Source organism: Nisaea sp. (assembly GCF_965216895.1).
In the GTDB taxonomy this organism is placed as follows: domain Bacteria; phylum Pseudomonadota; class Alphaproteobacteria; order Thalassobaculales; family Thalassobaculaceae; genus Nisaea.
Map to the genome: position 1 here is coordinate 237,998 of NZ_OZ244205.1, position 17,168 is coordinate 255,165.

The 17,168-nt window shown below is 62.7% G+C and carries 19 protein-coding genes; 7 read left to right on the forward strand and 12 right to left on the reverse strand.

The genetic code is table 11. The features are described 5' to 3' along the window. Nucleotides 1-11 precede the first annotated feature (11 nt). From ACOOE1_RS01065 to ACOOE1_RS01075, 3 genes are read right to left on the reverse strand one after another with little or no spacing between them, the layout of a single operon-like run. On the reverse strand, nucleotides 12-683 hold the full coding sequence (locus ACOOE1_RS01065) for a GntR family transcriptional regulator (RefSeq protein ID WP_420404492.1): 672 nt from the start codon (nucleotides 681-683) through the stop codon (nucleotides 12-14). After that, nucleotides 680-1,720, reverse strand: a complete 1,041-nt coding sequence (locus tag ACOOE1_RS01070; RefSeq protein ID WP_420404493.1) for a Gfo/Idh/MocA family protein — start codon at nucleotides 1,718-1,720, stop codon at nucleotides 680-682. The genes ACOOE1_RS01065 and ACOOE1_RS01070 overlap by 4 nt, the downstream gene beginning before the upstream one ends. Next, a complete protein-coding gene (locus ACOOE1_RS01075; protein ID WP_420404494.1) occupies nucleotides 1,717-2,811 on the reverse strand; it encodes an isocitrate/isopropylmalate dehydrogenase family protein in 1,095 nt (364 codons plus the stop codon). The genes ACOOE1_RS01070 and ACOOE1_RS01075 overlap by 4 nt, the downstream gene beginning before the upstream one ends. Nucleotides 2,812-3,036: 225 nt before the next feature. Between ACOOE1_RS01075 and ACOOE1_RS01080 the strand changes: the two genes are divergently transcribed. The 3 genes from ACOOE1_RS01080 to ACOOE1_RS01090 all read left to right on the forward strand — a co-directional run bounded on the left by ACOOE1_RS01080 (nucleotide 3,037) and on the right by ACOOE1_RS01090 (nucleotide 5,414). Then, entirely contained in the window at nucleotides 3,037-3,897 is an 861-nt protein-coding gene (locus ACOOE1_RS01080; protein ID WP_420404495.1) for an alpha/beta fold hydrolase, read from the forward strand. After that, complete coding sequence (locus ACOOE1_RS01085; protein ID WP_420404496.1) at nucleotides 3,875-4,771, forward strand: alpha/beta fold hydrolase; 897 nt, start codon at nucleotides 3,875-3,877, stop codon at nucleotides 4,769-4,771. Before ACOOE1_RS01080 ends, ACOOE1_RS01085 begins: the two co-directional genes overlap by 23 nt. Nucleotides 4,772-4,871: 100 nt before the next feature. After that, complete coding sequence (locus tag ACOOE1_RS01090) at nucleotides 4,872-5,414, forward strand: PAS domain-containing protein (protein WP_420404497.1); 543 nt, start codon at nucleotides 4,872-4,874, stop codon at nucleotides 5,412-5,414. An 8-nt stretch (nucleotides 5,415-5,422) separates the two neighbouring features. Here ACOOE1_RS01090 and ACOOE1_RS01095 read toward each other — a convergent pair whose 3' ends face one another. Together ACOOE1_RS01095 and ACOOE1_RS01100 are read right to left on the reverse strand one after the other, a co-directional pair. Next, nucleotides 5,423-5,851, reverse strand: coding sequence for a PaaI family thioesterase (locus tag ACOOE1_RS01095; RefSeq protein ID WP_420404498.1), 429 nt, complete (start codon nucleotides 5,849-5,851; stop codon nucleotides 5,423-5,425). 29 nt (nucleotides 5,852-5,880) lie between these two features. After that, nucleotides 5,881-6,666 (reverse strand): enoyl-CoA hydratase, encoded by a 786-nt coding sequence (locus ACOOE1_RS01100; protein ID WP_420404499.1) that lies wholly within the window; start codon nucleotides 6,664-6,666, stop codon nucleotides 5,881-5,883. A gap of 139 nt (nucleotides 6,667-6,805) precedes the next feature. On the opposite strand from ACOOE1_RS01100, the gene ACOOE1_RS01105 reads away from it, so the two are divergent. Then, the gene (locus ACOOE1_RS01105; protein WP_420404500.1) at nucleotides 6,806-7,657 is read left to right on the forward strand and encodes an amidohydrolase family protein; all 852 of its coding nucleotides are present in this window, start codon (nucleotides 6,806-6,808) and stop codon (nucleotides 7,655-7,657) included. A gap of 323 nt (nucleotides 7,658-7,980) precedes the next feature. Continuing rightward, nucleotides 7,981-8,256: an HU family DNA-binding protein gene (locus ACOOE1_RS01110; RefSeq protein WP_193179659.1), complete on the forward strand. Its 276-nt coding sequence runs from the start codon at nucleotides 7,981-7,983 to the stop codon at nucleotides 8,254-8,256. Between the two features lie 114 nt (nucleotides 8,257-8,370). Here the strand turns inward: ACOOE1_RS01110 and ACOOE1_RS01115 are convergent, their stop codons facing one another. Then, complete coding sequence (locus tag ACOOE1_RS01115; RefSeq protein WP_420404501.1) at nucleotides 8,371-9,195, reverse strand: ion transporter; 825 nt, start codon at nucleotides 9,193-9,195, stop codon at nucleotides 8,371-8,373. Nucleotides 9,196-9,272: 77 nt separating this feature from the next. Further along, nucleotides 9,273-9,860 carry a carboxymuconolactone decarboxylase family protein gene (locus ACOOE1_RS01120; RefSeq protein WP_420404502.1) on the reverse strand — a complete coding sequence of 196 codons (588 nt, stop codon included), beginning with the start codon at nucleotides 9,858-9,860 and terminating at the stop codon, nucleotides 9,273-9,275. Between the two features lie 212 nt (nucleotides 9,861-10,072). On the opposite strand from ACOOE1_RS01120, the gene ACOOE1_RS01125 reads away from it, so the two are divergent. After that, entirely contained in the window at nucleotides 10,073-11,680 is a 1,608-nt protein-coding gene (locus tag ACOOE1_RS01125; protein WP_420404503.1) for a trimethylamine methyltransferase family protein, read from the forward strand. A 25-nt stretch (nucleotides 11,681-11,705) separates the two neighbouring features. After that, the gene (gene dddP, locus ACOOE1_RS01130) at nucleotides 11,706-13,055 is read left to right on the forward strand and encodes a dimethylsulfonioproprionate lyase DddP (RefSeq protein ID WP_420404504.1); all 1,350 of its coding nucleotides are present in this window, start codon (nucleotides 11,706-11,708) and stop codon (nucleotides 13,053-13,055) included. A 231-nt stretch (nucleotides 13,056-13,286) separates the two neighbouring features. Here the strand turns inward: dddP and ACOOE1_RS01135 are convergent, their stop codons facing one another. The 5 genes from ACOOE1_RS01135 to ACOOE1_RS01155 all read right to left on the reverse strand — a co-directional run bounded on the left by ACOOE1_RS01135 (nucleotide 13,287) and on the right by ACOOE1_RS01155 (nucleotide 17,161). Then, nucleotides 13,287-13,913, reverse strand: a complete 627-nt coding sequence (locus ACOOE1_RS01135; protein WP_420404505.1) for a DUF6338 family protein — start codon at nucleotides 13,911-13,913, stop codon at nucleotides 13,287-13,289. A 189-nt stretch (nucleotides 13,914-14,102) separates the two neighbouring features. Then, complete coding sequence (locus tag ACOOE1_RS01140) at nucleotides 14,103-14,384, reverse strand: DUF2160 domain-containing protein (RefSeq protein ID WP_420404506.1); 282 nt, start codon at nucleotides 14,382-14,384, stop codon at nucleotides 14,103-14,105. A gap of 20 nt (nucleotides 14,385-14,404) precedes the next feature. Further along, nucleotides 14,405-15,214 carry a carbohydrate ABC transporter permease gene (locus ACOOE1_RS01145; RefSeq protein WP_420404507.1) on the reverse strand — a complete coding sequence of 270 codons (810 nt, stop codon included), beginning with the start codon at nucleotides 15,212-15,214 and terminating at the stop codon, nucleotides 14,405-14,407. A 1-nt stretch (nucleotide 15,215) separates the two neighbouring features. After that, entirely contained in the window at nucleotides 15,216-16,079 is an 864-nt protein-coding gene (locus tag ACOOE1_RS01150) for a carbohydrate ABC transporter permease (protein ID WP_420404508.1), read from the reverse strand. Then, the gene (locus tag ACOOE1_RS01155) at nucleotides 16,076-17,161 is read right to left on the reverse strand and encodes an ABC transporter ATP-binding protein (RefSeq protein WP_420404509.1); all 1,086 of its coding nucleotides are present in this window, start codon (nucleotides 17,159-17,161) and stop codon (nucleotides 16,076-16,078) included. The genes ACOOE1_RS01150 and ACOOE1_RS01155 overlap by 4 nt, the downstream gene beginning before the upstream one ends. Nucleotides 17,162-17,168 lie beyond the last annotated feature (7 nt).

The window sequence follows — 17,168 nt, forward strand, 5'->3', positions numbered from 1 at the left end:
CCCGCTTGGACCTAGAGATTGTCCAGCTGATGCCGCGAGAGCAGGTCTGTCAGCATCTGGCCGGCAGCCTGGCGGTGCGCGAAATGGACATCCCGCGCACCCTCGGGGTCTCTCGCAAGAAGCCTGTCGACGAGAGCGCGGTGATCCCTGGTCGATTGTAGCGGACGCGGGCGGAGCGACAGCGTCGCCATGCGGGCCCGATGGACCTGTGTCCGGTAGCGCGCGACGGCTTCGATCAGGCGCCGGTTTCCGGAGGCCTCGACGAGCCGGACGTGGAAAGTATCATCCGCTTCCGCCCAGGCGACGAGATCGTTCTCGGCAAGAGCCTCTTCCATTCGGTCCGTCGCCTGCTCCAGCGCATTGGCCTCATCTGCGGAAAGGCCGCGCTCGGCGGCGAGCTGCGCGGCGAGCGGTTCCAAGGCGCTCAGCAACTGGTAAATCTCTTCCATATCCTCTGCGGAGACCGGGAGCACCTGGATGCCTCGACGTGGCCGCACTGTGACGAGGCCTTCGCGCTCCAGACGAAGCGCCGCCTCGCGCGCCGGCGTGCGGCTGACCCCGATCCGTTCCGCAAGCTCGGTCTCGAGATATGATGCCGAAGGCTTGAGGCGCCCATCGAGAATCATGGCCTTGATGGCGTGGTAGGCTTTCGCGCCGGCGCTCACATGTTTGTCATCGGTCATTCGGGATGCGGCTGCCGCAAGTTGATTTTCCGGGATTCTGCGGCAGAACGATATGCGGCCGCCTCGATGCGAATGTTGTGCAGGTAGTCCGATGCCTGCGTCTCAAGCGGGGTGCCATGCCTCAAGTGAGCAATGACATGATTCTGAAAATGAAACACGCAATCGCCGCCGAAATCCCTGTCTTCGAAAGGATAGAGGATTTCCCGTGCCTCTGCCGCGCCGCGCATTCTATGCAACAAGTGTCCGTCACCGTCGAGCATGAGTGCGCCCTCGTCACCTTCGACAATGAACTCGCCCATCGTCAGGCGCGGGTTCTTCGCGACATGATCGAGGGTCCTGTTCGCATCGAGCGTTGCCCGCAGGCCGTTTTCCCATGTCAGGGTCAGTAGACCGGCATCCTCTCCCCGAATGACCGGGTTTGCCCGCCAAAGATCGGCATAGACCGCGTCCGGCTCACCGAACAGATAGCGGAAAACATCGATCCAGTGGATACCGGTCTCATGGACGAGAAACCGCTCCATGTCGCGAAAATAGGGTTGGCGCGACAGGTAGGCATCCGCGCCCGCGCCGTCGCCGGGCCTCAGTCTGAAGCAGGCCTGTCTGACGGTTCCGATCTTGCCCTCTCGGATCGCCTCGACAATCGCGCGGTACCAGGGCATGAAGCGGAAATTCTCGTGCACGATCAGCAATGTGCCGGCGTCTTCGGCCTCTCTGGCAAGGTCTTCGGCCTCTTCCAGGGAGCGGCAGAACGGTTTTTGGCAGATGATGGTCGGAATCCGGCCGAGCAGTGGGCGAATGAGAGCCGCCTGGTGCGCCGGCGCAATCGCGACATCGAGGACATCCGGATATCCGCCCGCGAGGAGAGAGTCGACGTCGCGATGCAGGGCAAGATCCGGATAGAGCGCCGCGAGGTCTGCGCGGCATGTGTCGGACAGGTCGGCGAGGCCGGTCAGCGTCGCGTGCTTCATCCGCCGCCAGGCGTTGATGTGAAAGCGGCCGAAATAGCCTCCGCCAACCATTCCGATCTTCAGGGTCATGCGGCGATCCCGCCCAGAACGGCATCCGACATGTCCGAGGTGCCGGCATCGCCGCCGAGATCCCGGGTGAGGACTTTCCCATCCGCAAGCGCCGCGGCCACCGCCGCTTCGATCATGTGGGCGCCCTCGGTGAGTGCGCCATCCTCGTGTTCGTCGGAAAGCCAGTCCAGCATCATCGCGGCGGAGAGGAACATGGCGAGCGGGTTCGCAAGCCCTTTGCCCGCGATGTCGGGAGCGCTTCCGTGACAGGGCTGGAAGACTGCGTTGCTATCGCCGATATCGGCCGACGGCGCGAGCCCGAGCGTGCCCATGATTCCGGCGCCGAGATCGGAAAGAATGTCGCCGAACATGTTCTCCGTGACGACGACGTCGAACTCCCACGGTCTCTGCACCATCCACATGGCGAAGGCGTCCACATAGGCACTGTCGGCGTCGATCTCGGGGAACGCCTTCGCCCGCTCCTCGAAGATCGACCGGAAGAACCAGAAGGCGCGGAACACGTTGGCCTTGTCGATACAGGTCACGCGGCCGGGTTTGCCGCGCTTGTCGGACCGGCGTCGGGCGAGGCGAAAGGCGAAATCGAACAGCTTCTCGCTGGTCTTCCGGGTGATGCGGAGCGTCTCGGTCGCGTACTGGTCGTCGACGACCAGGCCTTCGTCCTTGTGGGCGAAGAGGCCTTCCGTGGACTCGCGGATCAGTACGAAATCGGTTTCGAAGACGCGCGGGTCGGCAAGCGGGGTGTTCTGGCCGGGATAGAGTTTGACCGGCCGCACACCGGCATAGAGGCCGAGCGCGAAGCGCAGATCAAGCTGCGGGGAGATCTCCGTGCCGTCATCCTTGCGGATGTCGGGCAGTCCCATCGCCGAGAGCAGGATCGCATCCGCTTCGCGCGCCGTTTCCATCGAATCGGCGGGCAGCGACTCTCCCGTCTGGGCGAAATGCTGTGCGCCGGCAGGGACGGAGTCGAACTCGAACTTGCGCCCGATCCGTTTCGATATCTCTTCGAGGAGCACGCGCGTCGGCGCCATGATCTCCGGGCCGATCCCGTCCCCGTCAAAAAGGGCGATACGGTAGACGCGGTTACTCGTCATCAAAACCTCGTTCTCATCATTGAAAATAATGTATGCATTAATGTGTACATTAAATCCGGCAGAATAGTCGAGTCTGGACAGCGTCGGATAGTGCAGCACAGCGTTCGTGCTTTCGGCATCAATCACCCGTTCCGGGCGGGCGGTTGCATCCGTTGCGGGGGCATGTTCCCCTTTTGCCCATATGGTCATTCAAGGGAGGTGTGGCCGTGAAGGCGCTTTTCGGCAATGGGTGAGATGCTAGGGGAGCGTTGGTGCGAACCCGGCGGGCCTGCTCGACTCGACGCCGGTGGGGCTGAACTGGAGGCCTTCACCGTCGGGCCCGCACCGGACCGGGCCCCGACGCTCGTCCTGCTCCATGAAGGGCTCGGCTGCGTCGCGCTCTGGCGGGATTTCCCGAGGCTGCTCTCCGATGCCACGGAGTGCGGCGTGCTTGTCTTTTCGCGCACCGGGTACGGCACCTCCGATCCCTGCATGTTGCCGCGCCCGCTTGATTACATGACGCGCGAGGCGGTCTCGGTTCTGCCCGAAGTGCTGGACGCAGCGGGTATCCGCGAAGGAATCCTGATCGGCCACAGCGACGGTGCGTCCATTGCCGCGATCCATTGCGGTGAGATCCGTGATCCGCGGGTGCGTGGATTGGTTCTCATGGCGCCTCATTTCTTTACCGAGGAGATGGGGCTCGCGGCGATCGGGGAGGCGCGAACAGCCTATGTCGAGGGCGATCTGCGCAACCGGCTGGCCAAGTATCACAGCGATGTCGACGTGGCCTTTCGGGGCTGGAACGATGCCTGGCTCGACCCCGCGTTCAAGGCCTGGGATATTCGGACCTGTCTCGACCGGATCCAGGTGCCGGTCCTTTGCCTGCAGGGTGAGGGGGACCAGTATGGCACGGTGGAACAGGTTCGGGTGGTTGCCGAGCGGGTGCCGGAGCAGGTGGAGATCCGGATGATCGCCGATTGCCGTCATGCCCCGCATCTGGAGGCATCTGACACCACACTGAGAGAAATCACAGAATTTGTCGCTGGCCTGCGGGCCGGCGGCGCGCTGACGATCGGAGCGATGGATGTTCGACGGATTCCGGACTGAGACGATTACAGTTGCCGATACCGAGATTTTTGTCCGGACGGCGGGCATTGGAGATCCGGTTCTCCTGATCCACGGATTCCCGCAGACGGGGGCATGCTGGCATCGGATCGCGCCGACACTCGCCGAACGCTTCCGGGTGGTCGTGCCGGACCTGCGCGGCTACGGGGCGAGCGGCAAACCGGCGCCGACGCACGATCATGCCGCTCACAGCAAACGGGCAATGGCGACGGATCTCTCGGAACTGATGGCCGCCCTTGGCCATGAGAGGTTCGCCGTTGTCGGGCACGATCGCGGCGCGCGTGTCGGTTTTCGTCTCAGCATGGATTATCCGGACAAGGTCAGCCGGTTCTGTTCGCTGGACGTCATTCCGACACTGGATATGTGGGAGAAGATGGACCTGGCGGGCGCTGTCGGCGGGTTTCACTGGTCCTTCCTGGCGCAGCCGGCACCCGTCCCGGAGACCATGATCGGAGAGGATCCCGATTTCTTCTACGGCTACCTGATGCGGAAATGGGCGGCGCCGGAGTTCCTGTTCGACTCGCATGCGATGCAGCTCTATCTCGAGGCAATGCGCGATCCGGCCGTCATCGAGGCGACCTGCGAGGACTACCGCGCCGGTGCCTCGATCGATGTCGTTCATGACAGGGACGACCGGGAGGCGGGCCGCAGGCTCGCCTGCCCTCTGTTGTTTCTCTATGGAGGGATTCGCGGTTTCGGCGGTCCGGGTGGGCCGAGGGATCCCCTCGATACCTGGCGGAACTGGAGCGACGCCGAGGTCACCGGCGGGCCGGCGCCATGCGGTCATTTTCTCCCCGAAGAAGCGCCCGGCACCGTTCTGGAGCAGCTTCTGCCATTCCTGTTGGATGGCAACTGACGATGCCGTATAAGTCGTAACATGGTATTTCAGAGGTGATGATTTTGAATTTCGCGGGCAAATATGGCGCCGATCAAGACATCGAACTGCGGATAACGGTATGACGGTGACGGCGGGAAGACTTCCGGGAAACGTCTCGGACTTTCTCGAAGAACCGCAAAGCCTGCAGTTGTTCGATTATTGGTGCAGCAAGCGGGCCGGACGCATCGCGCCGAGCCGGCAGGACATCGACCCGAGCGAGATCGTCTCGCTATTGTCCGTGATCTACCTGGTCGATTTCGAAGCACCCGACATCTTCCGTTACCGGCTTGCGGGGACGGATATTGCCGAGACCTTCGGTCATGGCAATCTCAAGGGACAGACGCTGGGTGACATCCTGGCGGACCAGGGGCGCGAGTTCGTCACCGCGCGGTGGTTACCGGTCGTGACCGAGGGCCTCGTCGTCTGCATGAAGGGGCAGATCTATAACTCGGTGAACCGGTTTGCGTTCGGCGAGCGCATTCTCCTGCCCCTGGCCGAAACCCCGAATGGCCCGATGACCGGCCTGCTCGGCATGACCTTCTGCAAGTGGGTCGATCGCATCGGCCCGGCGGAACGGCGGGACTCGGATATGATGACGTTTCGGGCGGCAGATATTCCCTGACGGGCCGGCTATTTCCCCGCCGGCAGTTTCCAGGTCGAGGTTGCCATCGCCGCAAGGTCGCCGGCCTCGTTGAACATCCGGGACTCCAGAAAGCAGAGCGAGCGCCCGCGCCGGAGGATCCGTCCCTCGCAGCAGGCCGTGCCCGAGGTGAGGGGGCGCAGATACTGCACTTTCATCTCCAGCGTCGCGCCCGCCATCCCGGTGACGTGTTTCAGCAGATGACCCATCGAGATGTCCATCACCGTGGCGATGGCCCCGCCATGCAGGCTTCCCTGAGGGTTGAAGAGAAACTCCTCAACCGGAAACCGGATCCGGCAGAGTTCTTCTTCGTACTCGAAGCCGAGGTCGAGCAGGCGGGCGAGGAAGAAAGTCTCGAATTCCTGACGGTAGGTTGCGAGCGCGCTCTCGAAGCGGGCCCGTGCGCGGTCTTCGTTCATGGAGTTGCCTGTCCTGGTCTGGATGGTGGTTACGAACCGGAGAAGTTTGGCTTGCGCTTTTCCATGAAGGCCCGGCGGCCTTCGACATAATCCTGGCTGGCGAAGCATTCCGCGACCAGGCGAGCGCACATGTCGAGGTCCCGTTCGCTCTCGTCCTTCATCACCTCATTGACGATGGCCTTGACCGCATTGACCGTGAGCGGTGCGTTGCCGGCAATCGTTTCCGCATATTCGGTGCAGTAGGCCGCAACGTCGGCATCGGGCACGACCCGGTTCGCGAGCCCCATGTCGTAGGCTTCCGCAGCGCTGAATCGGCGCGCCGTATAGAAGATCTCCTTGGCGAAACTCGGTCCGACCACGCCGGTCAGACGCCGCAGGCCTTCGTAAGGATAGCCGAGACCGAGCTTGGCGGCGGGGACGGCGAACTGCGAGCCTTCGCCGCAGATCCGCATGTCGCAGCATACTGCGAGCGCGACGCCGCCGCCGACGCAGAAGCCGTCGATCTGCGCGATCACCGGTTTCGGGAAGGCGGCGACCTTGTCGTAGACCCGCTTCGTCGTCGCGTTATAGTGGGCCACGGCCTCCGCGCTGGCACGTTCGGACTCGAACTTGGAAATGTCGGCACCCGAGACAAAGGCCTTGCCGCCGGCGCCGGAAAGAATCAGCACCCGGACGCCATCGTCGTCCCTATAGGAATCAAGCGCCCTTTCCACCGCCTCCCACATTTCCAGCGAGACGGCATTGCGCTTTTCCGGCTGGTTGAACACGATGCGGGCAATGTTTCCATCCTGGCGCGTCAGGATCTTGTCGGTCATCGGGGCGGGCTCCGGAGCGTTTCCAAATCTGATTTCGGCAGACAATATTGCGCAAAGGCGAGGGCGATAATCGTCAATTTCACGCTGCGGTGTTCGGCCGGGGGAAAGCATCGGACAAGAAACGGGAAAGCGGGGAGCGATGACAGGCGAAACGGCGATCGATTGCCACATCCATATTATTGGTGACGGGCAGACCTATCCGCTCGACCCGAAGCGGCGTTACACGCCGGCGCCGGCGTCCGTGGAGGATTACTGGGCCGCGCTGGCGGATACGCCGGTTTCCCGCGCCGTCATCGTGCAGCCGAGTTTCTACGGCACGGACAATTCCTGTCTGATCGACGCGCTGCGGGCCATGGGCGACCGCGCACGGGGGGTGGCGGTGCTCGATCCGGGGCAGATCGACGACCGGATGCTGGAGGACCTGCATTCGGCCGGGATCCGGGGGCTACGCCTCAATATGCTATCGGTCCGCAGCGGGGAGCGCCCGCTCGAAGAGTCGCTCGGGGAGGTCGATGCGGCTCTCGCGGGCAGCGGCTGGCATATCCAGGTCTTCTGCGATCCGGGCAGCTACGCGTTCCTGGCGGAGCAACAACGGAAGCTCTCCTGCGCACTCGTGCTCGATCACTTCGGCTTTCTCGCTCCCGGTGCGGCGGCGGATGAGCGGGCGGGACTTCTGCGCCTGATCGGGGACGGCGCCTGGATCAAGCTGTCGGGCGTCGACCGGTTGACGCGGGGGGCAGATGCGGGCTGGTTCCGCGATCTTGCGAGCGAGATTGCGGACACCGCCCCGCGTCGGATCGTCTGGGGCAGTGACTGGCCCCACACTCCGTTGCACACGGATGCGACGATGGATGCCGGAGTGCCATCTCCGCCGCGCTCTCCCGGCACCGCCCAGCTGTTCCGGAGCGCGGAATCATGGTTCGAGGACGCATCGGCGCGCCGGCGGTTTCTCTGGGAGAACCCGGCCGCCCTCTATGACTTTCCGATCTGATGGAGGGAGGCGTGATCGGCCTTCGATGTTGATTCTGTCGGAATCGGCGGCTGGAAGTCGCTCAAGACGCGCTTAGGCGCAGTGATCATGCGGTTTTTTTGACCGCAGGGAGGTACAGCGAATAGGTGTGACGGTCGGGCCGAATTTAACCTGTATCCTCGTAACGCTTTGATTTTACGAGGTTATTAAAATATCCGGTGGGCTTGACTAAAAACAGCGGAGAAACTCGCGCGAAATCTCGTATTTCCGAGCAATTCCGGGGCTTGCAGCGGGAATGAGAATCCCAGAGACTGCGGCCCATCCAATAACGGGAGATCAGTTCCATGAATAAATCCGAACTCAGCGCGGCAGTTGCCTCCAAGACCGGCCTTACCCAGGCTCAGGCCGAGGCGGCGGTTAATGGTGTGATCGATGCGGTCACCGACACGCTGAAAAAGGGTGGCGATGTCCGCCTCGTCGGCTTCGGCACCTTCTCTGTCTCCGAGCGGGCCGCCACCACCGGCCGCAACCCGCGCACGGGCGAGACCATCAACATCGCCGCGTCGAAGCAGGCGAAGTTCAAGGCTGGTCAGGCCCTGAAGTCGGCCGTCAACGGCTGATTCTCTTTCGAACCGGGCGCGCGTGTCGCGCCCGGTTCGTTTTGCCCGTTCGTTCGAGACCGCCCGCGAGGCGGTTTTTTTCTGCCCGCTTGCCGCCTGCTGTGGCGGCGCGACTCAACCTTCCTTCAGATCCCGGACCTCGGCGCGGAGCGCCCGCAGCTCGGTCAGGAGCTCCATATGGTCGGCATGGGTGAAGGTCTTCATCGCTTCCGTTGCGGTCTCCGATCGTTCCCGGGCCACATCTTCCGCAATCGACTGCATCGAGTTCACGATGATGGCGATGAAGAGGTTCAGCATCGTGAAGGTCGCGACCAGGATGAAGGGCACGAAGAACGCCCAGGCATAGGGGTGCTGTTCCATGACGGGCCGGACGATCCCCATCGACCAGCTTTCCAGGGTCATGATCTGAAACAGGCTGTACATGCTGGCGCCGATATTGCCGAACCAGTCGGGGAACGCCGCGCCATAGAGCTTCGTCGCCATCACCGCGAAGACGTAATAGACCAGCAGCAGAAGTCCCGCGATCGAGCCGAGGCCGGGCAGGGAGCGGAGCAGGGCTTCGACCACCATACGCATGCGCGGCACCATCGAGAGCAGGCGCAGCGCCCGCAGCACGCGCAGCGCGCGCAGGACCGACAGGGCACCTGTGCTTGGGACGAGGGCGATGCCAACGACGATGGTGTCGAACCAGTTCCAGGGCTGGCGTACGAAATCCCGCCCCTGTCCCACCATCTTCAACAACAGCTCGGCGCAAAAACAGATCAGGAGAATGCGATCGATGGCCCGCAGCAGCGGGCCCGCGGCATCCATCGCGGCGGGCCAGGTCTCGAGCCCCAGGATGACCGCGTTCGTGACGATCAGCACCGTGACGAGGTTGGAGAAGCCGTTGCTGTCGACCAGATGCCGCAAACGCGTGCGATACCCCTGTCCATTCCCCATGCTCTGAGTGCTCCTTGCCCGGTCCTGGGATTTTCCTGCCGGGCCTATTTAATGATCCGGCGGGCGGAGGGAAAGGGTCAGTCCTCGAATGGCGGGGTCTCGCCCTCCGGCACGCTGATGCGAAAGATGTTGAGATTGGCCGAGATCATTGCGTAATAGCCGGCCAGCGTGACGAGGTCGGCCATGCCCCGGTCGCCGATAAACCGATGCGTCGCGTCGTAGGTCGCGTCGGAAACGTCGCGAGTTTCCATCAGCTCCGCGACAAAGCGCCGGATTGCTGCGAGATCGGGACGTCCGGCCGGACCGGTACCGGTCTTCACTTCGGCGATTTCCTCCGGCGTCATGCCTTCCTTCAGGGCGATCTGCTCGTGCGCCCACCATTCGTATTGCGAGCGCCAGTGCCGGGCGACGGTCAGGATCGCGGTCTCGCGCTGCGGACCCGAGAGAGAGCTCTCGAAACGCAGCTTCACGCCGAGCGCCTGAGCGGCCTCGCCGGTCTCGGGAATCTGCAGCCAGGCGTTGAACGGGCCCCGCAGGGTTCCGTCCGGTTCCATCATGTCGAGCCCGGGCGTCGACTTGAAGCGCACCCCTCGTGTGATCGTCTCGTAGAGCTTCGCCTGGGCGGGCGCGAGGTTGTCGGGGGTCATCTTGGGAAGGCGGGGCATGGCTGATCCAGATCGAATGCGGGGCGCGGGCGCGCCGGAGGATGGGGGGCCGATGATACAGCGGCGCGCGGCATTTTCCAGAACCGCGGACCGGGAATGCCTTCCCGGCGTCACCTTTCCGGCCGGATTGGTCCGATAGAGACGATACCTGTCCGGGTTTCAGGCGCGATACTGAAGGCGTTCCGGGTTCGCTCGGGAGGGGCGGCGCGGCAATGACCGTCCCGGAAACCAGCGGCGGTCCGCCCGCCGCAAGGGAGGAGGCAACCATGCCCGGCATGGAGCGCCGGTCCGGACGACGATCCGGCGGCGGTCGCAGACGCGAGGGCGACCCTTCGATCCTCGATCGCCAGAGGCCGTTCGGCCGCATCGTCAATCCGTTCCCGCCGGTAGACCCGATGTCCCCGGAGCAGTTGGCCAAGGTGCACGACGTCTCGATGCGGATCCTCGAGGAGATCGGCATCGAGGTGATGAGCGCCGATGCGCGCCGCCGGCTGAAGGCGGCCGGCGCCGAGACGGACGAGGCGAGCGGCATTGTGCGCATGGACCGGGCGCTGGTGACGGAACTGCTCGCGAAGGCGCCGGACCACTTCACGCTGACACCGTGGAACCCGGAGCGGGCGGTGACCATCGGCGGCAACGTGCTCAATTTCGGCATGGTCTCCGGCCCGCCGAACGTGCATGACGCGGTGCGCGGGCGCCGGCCGGGGAACTTCTCCGATTACCGGGAACTGATGAAGCTGGCGCAGAGTTTCAACATCATCAGCATGTTCGGCAACCAGACCCTGGCGCCGACCGACCTGCCGGCCAATACCCGCCATCTCGACACCTATCTCGCCAACCTGACGCTGACCGACAAGGTGTTCTGCGGCATGTCCATCGGCAGCGGGCGGGTGCGCGACCTGATGGAGATGCAGGCCATCGCGCGCGGGCTGACGGTGGAGGATCTGGCGTCGAGCCCGTCGGCGATCACAAACATCAATGTCAATTCGCCGCGCAAGCTCGACAAGGAGATGTGGGACGCGGCCACGACACTGGCCGCGATGGGGCAGGCGGTGGTGGTGACGCCTTTCACCCTGATGGGCGCGATGACGCCGGTGACGCTCCCGGCGGCTCTGGCGCAGCAAAATGCCGAGGCGTTGCTGACCATCGCGCTGCTCCAGGCGGTCCGGCCGGGGGCGCCGGTCGTCTATGGCTGCTTCACCTCGAATGTGGACATGCGCACCGGCGCCCCCGCCTTCGGCACGCCGGAGAACGCCTGGGCAAATCTCGCCGGCGGCCAGCTCGCGCGGCATTACCGGCTGCCCTACCGCACCAGTTCCTGCAATGCCTCCAACGTGACCGATGCGCAGGCGGTCTACGAGACGGAGATGGCGCTCTGGGGCGCGGTAATGGGGCACGGCAACATGATCTACCACGCTGCCGGCTGGCTCGAGGGCGGGCTCGTCGCCTCCTTCGAGAAGCTGGTGATCGATGTCGAGATCCTGCAGAACATGGCGGCCTTCCTCGAGCCGGTCGATTTCTCTGACGCCGAATTCGCCTTCGAGGCGATCCGCGACACCGCGCCGGGCGGGCATTTCTTCGGCGCCGCGCACACCATGGACCGCTTCAAGACAGCGTTCTACGAGCCCATGGTGAGCGACTGGCAGAACCACGAGAACTGGGAGCTCGCGGGCGCGCAGGACGCCAGCACACGTGCGACGGCGATATGGAAACAGGTGCTGGAACGCTACGAGCCGCCGCCGCTCGATCCGGGACGGCGCGAGGCGCTGGAGGACTATGTCGTCCGGCGACGAGAGGAGATCGGCTCGGGAGAGCCGTAGGGAAGAAAGCGATGCGGAGGCGGCGATGGCCACACCTTTCTCGACACAGATCCCCAAAATCGACCCGAGCCGCCGCCCGCCGCAGAGGCCGGCCCTCCGCCCCGATAACACGCCCGACAATGAAGATCGGGTGGAAATCGGTCCCACCGCGCTTGCCTTTGAGGAATGGCGGGCGGCGGGGCTCGAGTGCCCGGACCTGCAGGCGATGCGTCGCCACCGCTGGCAGCGGCTGACCGAAGCGATTGTCGTGCGCGATTATGCGGGCCTGCTTATCTACGACCCGCTGTCGATCCGCTACGCGACCGACACCACGAACATGCAGCTGTGGGCCGCGCACAACCCGTTCCGGGCCTGCCTGCTGCTGGCCGACGGACACATGGTGCTCTGGGAATATGGCGGGCTGCGGCATCTCTCCGCGTTCAACCCGCTGGTGAAGGAAGTGCGGTTGGGCGGTTCCTTTTTCTACTTCTCCACCGGCGACCGGACGGAGGAGAAGGCGGAACTGTTCGCCCGACAAGTCGACGAACTGATGCGCGAACACGCGCCGGGAAACCGGCGGCTCGCTGTCGACAAGATCCAGATCGCCGGGCTCCGCGCCCTCGATCGTCTCGGCATCGAGGTGATGGACGGCGAGGAGGTGACGGAACGGACCCGCGCGGTGAAGGGCGTGGAAGAGATCAGGGCCATGCGTTGCGCCATGCATGCCTGCGAGCAGGCCGTCGCCGGAATGCGCGCCGCCGCGCGCCCCGGGATCACCGAGAACGATCTCTGGGCGGAACTGCACTGGGAGAATATCCGCCGTGGCGGCGAGTGGATCGAGACCCGCATTCTCTCGTCCGGCCCGCGCACCAATCCCTGGTTCCAGGAATGCGGGCCCCGCGTGCTGCGGAACAACGAGCTGGTGAGCTGGGACAGCGATCTCGTCGGCTGCTACGGCATGTGTGCCGACATCTCCCGCTCCTGGTTCATCGGCGACGGGGAGCCCAGCGACGAGCAGAAGCGGCTGCATGCCATCGCGCTCGAGCACATCATGACCAACCGGGAGCTGCTGAAGCCCGGCGTCACCTTCCGCGAGCTTTCCCTCGGCGGGCATCTGCTGCCGGAAGAGTTCGTTAAGCAGCGCTACGGCTCCAAGTTCCACGGCGTCGGCCTCTGCGACGAATGGCCGGCGATCCCCTATCCGGAGGATCTGGAGGCGAAGGGCTATGACGGCGTGCTGGAACCCGGAATGATGCTCTGCGTCGAGGTCTATCTCGGCGCGGTCGGGGCGCCGGACGGGATTAAGCTCGAGAATCAGGTGCTGATCACCGAGGACGGCTACGAGGACCTGACGAACTGCCCGTTCGACGAGAAGCTGATGGGGGCAGTGGGCTAGATCTTCGATGCCGCTCGAATAATGTCGTGATTATTTCAGGAGCGGATCTGCAATTCGAATCTCTAGCTCTTCTTTCCACCGCTGCCTTGATTCGGTGGGTTCGAAGGTGGTTTGGTGGGGCTTCCTTGACTCGTGGTCGTATGGCCGCCCTGTGGCTTAAAGCCTTCGTTGAAAGTTTGGGGTTGATAGCCTTTTTGGATTGGAGTGCTTCCAGACGAATTAGACGACTTATCATTGTTGCTCATTTTCGTTTTCCTCCGGTACATAGGGCCAAAACTCAATGGACAGTATTTCACCCGCTGGAATCAGAGCGCCGGTTTCTCCTCTGGGAATCCATTCGTTAGAGTCGTTAATGTCATAGATCCATTGAATAAAAATATCTCGTTCTGTTGGTTGCGATGAGATAAATGAAGCATTGCCGCAGAATCCGCCGAATTTCGTCCCATCTTTTAACGCTACGAGCACCCATTGATCTTGCATGTTGCCGAATTTCCAATCCCACGCGCTCGGCACTACATGTACTGGGTTCAATCCAATTTTGCGCAATAATCTGTAAATATAATTTTTCTGTACATTTATTCCTAATAGTAATCCGAGAATCGCGGGTCCGATGAAAACTAGAGAAAACCACGCAAATGCCTTCCCGTATCCGGGTTCTTGGATTGTTGTGACGGCGTCCACAATAGGAAGTGTGAGTGCATAGTAGGCAACTGATATTGTTAAATAATCTAGTGCGACAAGTGAGCTGGAAGCTCGCTGTCCTGTTACGAATTGTGCTCTTACGAATAAGACAATTAATCCTGGCACCAGAAATCCCAGTGCAAAATAGACGCTCTCAATGGAGTCTATTTTTGGCATTCCGATTCCAGTGCGTCGAGCGGGTGAATCGCGAAAATAAGGAGTTTCTCTATTTAATTTTGATGAACTGATTGAATGCAACACTAAATGGTTTCGAATTAAAAAAACTGTAGCGGCGCTATGTGTTGCATATGCACGAATGCCAGTGTTTTCGAAGGGGTAGTGAACCTGATTAGCTCAACCCGAAAATCAAACGTACCGGAACACCAGCACTCCATAGACCAGCGCGATCCCGAGCGGGCCCCAGAGCACCGTTCCGACCAGCCCGAGCCACGCCAGGAAGATGAAGGCGCTCCCGAGCAACCAGATGAAGAGCCGGTCGCCGCGCGTGGTGGTGAGGCCGAGCACGCCGTCGCGCGGCGCGCCGCCCGGATTGCGCAACTCCAACATCGTCATGGTCGCGAGGCAGCAGGCTATGAAGGCGAAGAAGGCGGCGGTGGGCCAGGTCCAGGCCATCCAGCTCAGCAGCATGGTCTTGCTCCTTCCGTCCGTCAGACCCGCCCGAGGGCGAAGCCCTTGGCGATATAGTTGCGCACGAAATAGATCACGAAGGCGCCGGGAATGATGGTGAGCGTCCCGGCGGCGGCGAGCAGGCCGAGCTCGTAGCCTGACGAGCTTGCCGTCTTCGTCATGGTGGCGGCGATCGGTTTCGCCTCGACCGCCGTCAGGGTCTTGGCCAGCAGCAGCTCGACCCAGGAGAACATGAAACAGAAGAAGGCGGCGACGCCGATACCGGCGGCGATGGTCGGCACGAAGATCTTCAGGAAGAAGCTCCAGAAGGAATGGCCGTCCACATAGGCCGTCTCGTCCAGCTCCCGCGGCACGCCGGACATGAACCCCTCAAGGATCCAGACGGCGAGCGGGATGTTGAAGAGCGTGTGCGCCAGCGCCACGGCGATATGGGTATCAAAGAGGCCGACCGCGGAATAGAGCTGGAAGAAGGGCAGGGCGAACACCGCCGGCGGCGCCATCCGGTTGGTCAGCAGCCAGAAAAAGAGATGCTTGTCGCCGATGAAGCGGTAGCGCGAGAAGGCATAGGCGGCCGGCAGCGCCACCGCGACCGAGATCACCGTGTTCAGGGTGACGTAGGCGATGGAATTCACATAGCCCATGTACCAGGTCGGGTCGGTGAAGATGGTGATGTAGTTGTCGAGCGTGAATTCCTGCGGATAGAGCGTGAAGCTGCCGAGGATCTCGTTCGTGGTCTTGAACGACATGTTCACCAGCCAGTAGATCGGCAGCATCAGGAAAAGGATGTAGAGGGTCGGGACCACCCGCCGGGCGGTTTTCTGCGCGTTCATCTCACTGCTCCTCGTTTCGCGTCATCACCGTGTAGAAGACCCAGCTCAGGAGCAGGATGATCAGGAAGTAGATCAGCGACATCGCCGCCGCGGGGCCGAGATCGAACTGGCCGAGGGCGATCTTCACCAGGTCGATGGAGAGCAGGGTGGTCGAGTTGCCGGGCCCGCCGCCGGTGAGCACGAAGGGCTCGGTATAGATCATGAAACTGTCCATGAAACGCAGCAGGAAGGCGATGGTCAGGACCCGCTTCAGCTTCGGCAGCTGGATGAAACGGAAGATCGCCCAGCTTCCGGCACCGTCGATCTTCGCCGCCTGATAATAGGCGTCGGGGATCGAGCTCAGGCCCGCATAGGCCAGCAGCACGACGAGCGAGGTCCAGTGCCAGACATCCATCAGGATCAGCGTGAACCAGGCGTCTTCCGGCTGGCGGGTGAAGTTGAAGTCTATGCCGAGGGAATTCAGCGTGTAGCCGAGGAAGCCAATATCGGGCAGGGCGAAAATGTTCCACATCGCGCCGACCACGTTCCAGGGAATCAGCAGCGGCAGCGCCATCAGCACCAGGCAGACCGAAACCCAGGGCCCCTTGCGCGGCATGGTCAGCGCGATGGCGACGCCGAGCGGCATCTCGATGGCGAGGATGCTGGCGGTGAAGATCGCCTGTCTGCCGAGGCTGGCATGGAAACGCTCGGAGTTCAGGATATCCTGGAACCACATCACGCCGGCCCAGAAGAATTCGTTGTTGCCGAAGGTTTCCTGGACCGAATAGTTGACCACGGTCATCAGCGGGATGATCGCGTTGAAGGCAACCAGCGCGAAGACCGGCAGGACGAAGAGCCAGGCCTTGTTGTTCTGCAGCTTGTTCATGTGTCCGCTCCTCCGGCCACCAGCCAGCCGTCGCGATAGATCCGCGTCCGGTCGGCGCGGAAGGCAAGGGACGTCCGGCCGGTCGGAATTTCGACGCCTTCGTTCACCAGCAGCTTCACCGGCGCATCGCCGACACGGGTCTCGACGATCTGGAAGCGGCCGCTGTCGCTCACCTTCACCACATCGGCCGCGATGCCGTCTTCGGCGAGGCTGACGAACTCGGGGCGCACGCCGAGCCGCAGCGGGCCGGTCTCCCCGTCCTTCACCGCGCCCGCATTGGCGGCTGCGACCTCCTGGCCTTGCAGGAAGGCTTTTCCGCCTTTCACCTCGCAATCGAGGATGTTCATGCCGGGGGAGCCGATGAAATGGCCGACGAACTCGTGGCTCGGTGTCTCGAAGAGTTCGACCGGGGTGCCGATCTGCACCACCTGGCCGACATTCATCACCACCACCTTGTCGGCGAAGGTGAGCGCCTCGGTCTGGTCGTGGGTGACGTAGATCATGGTCCGCGCGACACGCTGGTGCAGTTCCTTCAGCTTGGAGCGGAGCTGCCATTTCAGGTGCGGGTCGATCACCGTCAGGGGTTCGTCGAACATGATGACGTTGACGTCGTCGCGCACCAGGCCGCGGCCGAGGGATATCTTCTGCTTGCCGTCGGCGGTAAGGCCGGAGGCGCGGTTCTGCAGCGTGTCCTCAAGGTCGATCATGGACGCGATCTCGCGTACCTTGCGATCGACGTACGCTTCGGCGACGCCGCGGTTACGCAGCGGAAAGGCGAGATTGTCGTAGACGCTCATGGTGTCGTAGACGACCGGGAACTGGAAGACTTGCGCGATATGGCGCTGGTCCGGCGCGAGGCCGGTGACGTCCTTGCCGTCGAACAATACCTTGCCGTGGCTCGGCGTCAGCAGCCCGGAAATGATGTTCAGCAGTGTGGTCTTGCCGCAGCCGGACGGGCCGAGAAGGGCATAGGCGCCGCCGTCCTCGAAGCTGACATCGAGCTGCTTCAGGGCATAGTCCTCCGGGCCCGCCGGGTTCGGCACATAGGCGTGCCGGAGATCGTCGAGGGTGATCTTCGCCATCCTCTCT

What these genes read in the sequence shown, in the direction of transcription:
- ACOOE1_RS01155 (WP_420404509.1), bottom strand. Translation starts at nt 17,161, where the DNA reads ATGGCGAAGATCACCCTCGACGATCTCCGGCACGCCTATGTGCCGAAC.
- ACOOE1_RS01070 (WP_420404493.1), bottom strand. Translation starts at nt 1,720, where the DNA reads ATGACCCTGAAGATCGGAATGGTTGGCGGAGGCTATTTCGGCCGCTTT.
- dddP (WP_420404504.1), top strand. Translation starts at nt 11,706, where the DNA reads ATGGCCACACCTTTCTCGACACAGATCCCCAAAATCGACCCGAGCCGC.
- ACOOE1_RS01100 (WP_420404499.1), bottom strand. Translation starts at nt 6,666, where the DNA reads ATGACCGACAAGATCCTGACGCGCCAGGATGGAAACATTGCCCGCATC.
- ACOOE1_RS01065 (WP_420404492.1), bottom strand. Translation starts at nt 683, where the DNA reads ATGACCGATGACAAACATGTGAGCGCCGGCGCGAAAGCCTACCACGCC.
- ACOOE1_RS01075 (WP_420404494.1), bottom strand. Translation starts at nt 2,811, where the DNA reads ATGACGAGTAACCGCGTCTACCGTATCGCCCTTTTTGACGGGGACGGG.
- ACOOE1_RS01080 (WP_420404495.1), top strand. Translation starts at nt 3,037, where the DNA reads ATGGGTGAGATGCTAGGGGAGCGTTGGTGCGAACCCGGCGGGCCTGCT.
- ACOOE1_RS01115 (WP_420404501.1), bottom strand. Translation starts at nt 9,195, where the DNA reads ATGGGGAATGGACAGGGGTATCGCACGCGTTTGCGGCATCTGGTCGAC.
- ACOOE1_RS01095 (WP_420404498.1), bottom strand. Translation starts at nt 5,851, where the DNA reads ATGAACGAAGACCGCGCACGGGCCCGCTTCGAGAGCGCGCTCGCAACC.
- ACOOE1_RS01110 (WP_193179659.1), top strand. Translation starts at nt 7,981, where the DNA reads ATGAATAAATCCGAACTCAGCGCGGCAGTTGCCTCCAAGACCGGCCTT.
- ACOOE1_RS01150 (WP_420404508.1), bottom strand. Translation starts at nt 16,079, where the DNA reads ATGAACAAGCTGCAGAACAACAAGGCCTGGCTCTTCGTCCTGCCGGTC.
- ACOOE1_RS01125 (WP_420404503.1), top strand. Translation starts at nt 10,073, where the DNA reads ATGACCGTCCCGGAAACCAGCGGCGGTCCGCCCGCCGCAAGGGAGGAG.
- ACOOE1_RS01140 (WP_420404506.1), bottom strand. Translation starts at nt 14,384, where the DNA reads ATGCTGCTGAGCTGGATGGCCTGGACCTGGCCCACCGCCGCCTTCTTC.
- ACOOE1_RS01105 (WP_420404500.1), top strand. Translation starts at nt 6,806, where the DNA reads ATGACAGGCGAAACGGCGATCGATTGCCACATCCATATTATTGGTGAC.
- ACOOE1_RS01120 (WP_420404502.1), bottom strand. Translation starts at nt 9,860, where the DNA reads ATGCCCCGCCTTCCCAAGATGACCCCCGACAACCTCGCGCCCGCCCAG.
- ACOOE1_RS01085 (WP_420404496.1), top strand. Translation starts at nt 3,875, where the DNA reads ATGTTCGACGGATTCCGGACTGAGACGATTACAGTTGCCGATACCGAG.
- ACOOE1_RS01135 (WP_420404505.1), bottom strand. Translation starts at nt 13,913, where the DNA reads ATGCCAAAAATAGACTCCATTGAGAGCGTCTATTTTGCACTGGGATTT.
- ACOOE1_RS01090 (WP_420404497.1), top strand. Translation starts at nt 4,872, where the DNA reads ATGACGGTGACGGCGGGAAGACTTCCGGGAAACGTCTCGGACTTTCTC.
- ACOOE1_RS01145 (WP_420404507.1), bottom strand. Translation starts at nt 15,214, where the DNA reads ATGAACGCGCAGAAAACCGCCCGGCGGGTGGTCCCGACCCTCTACATC.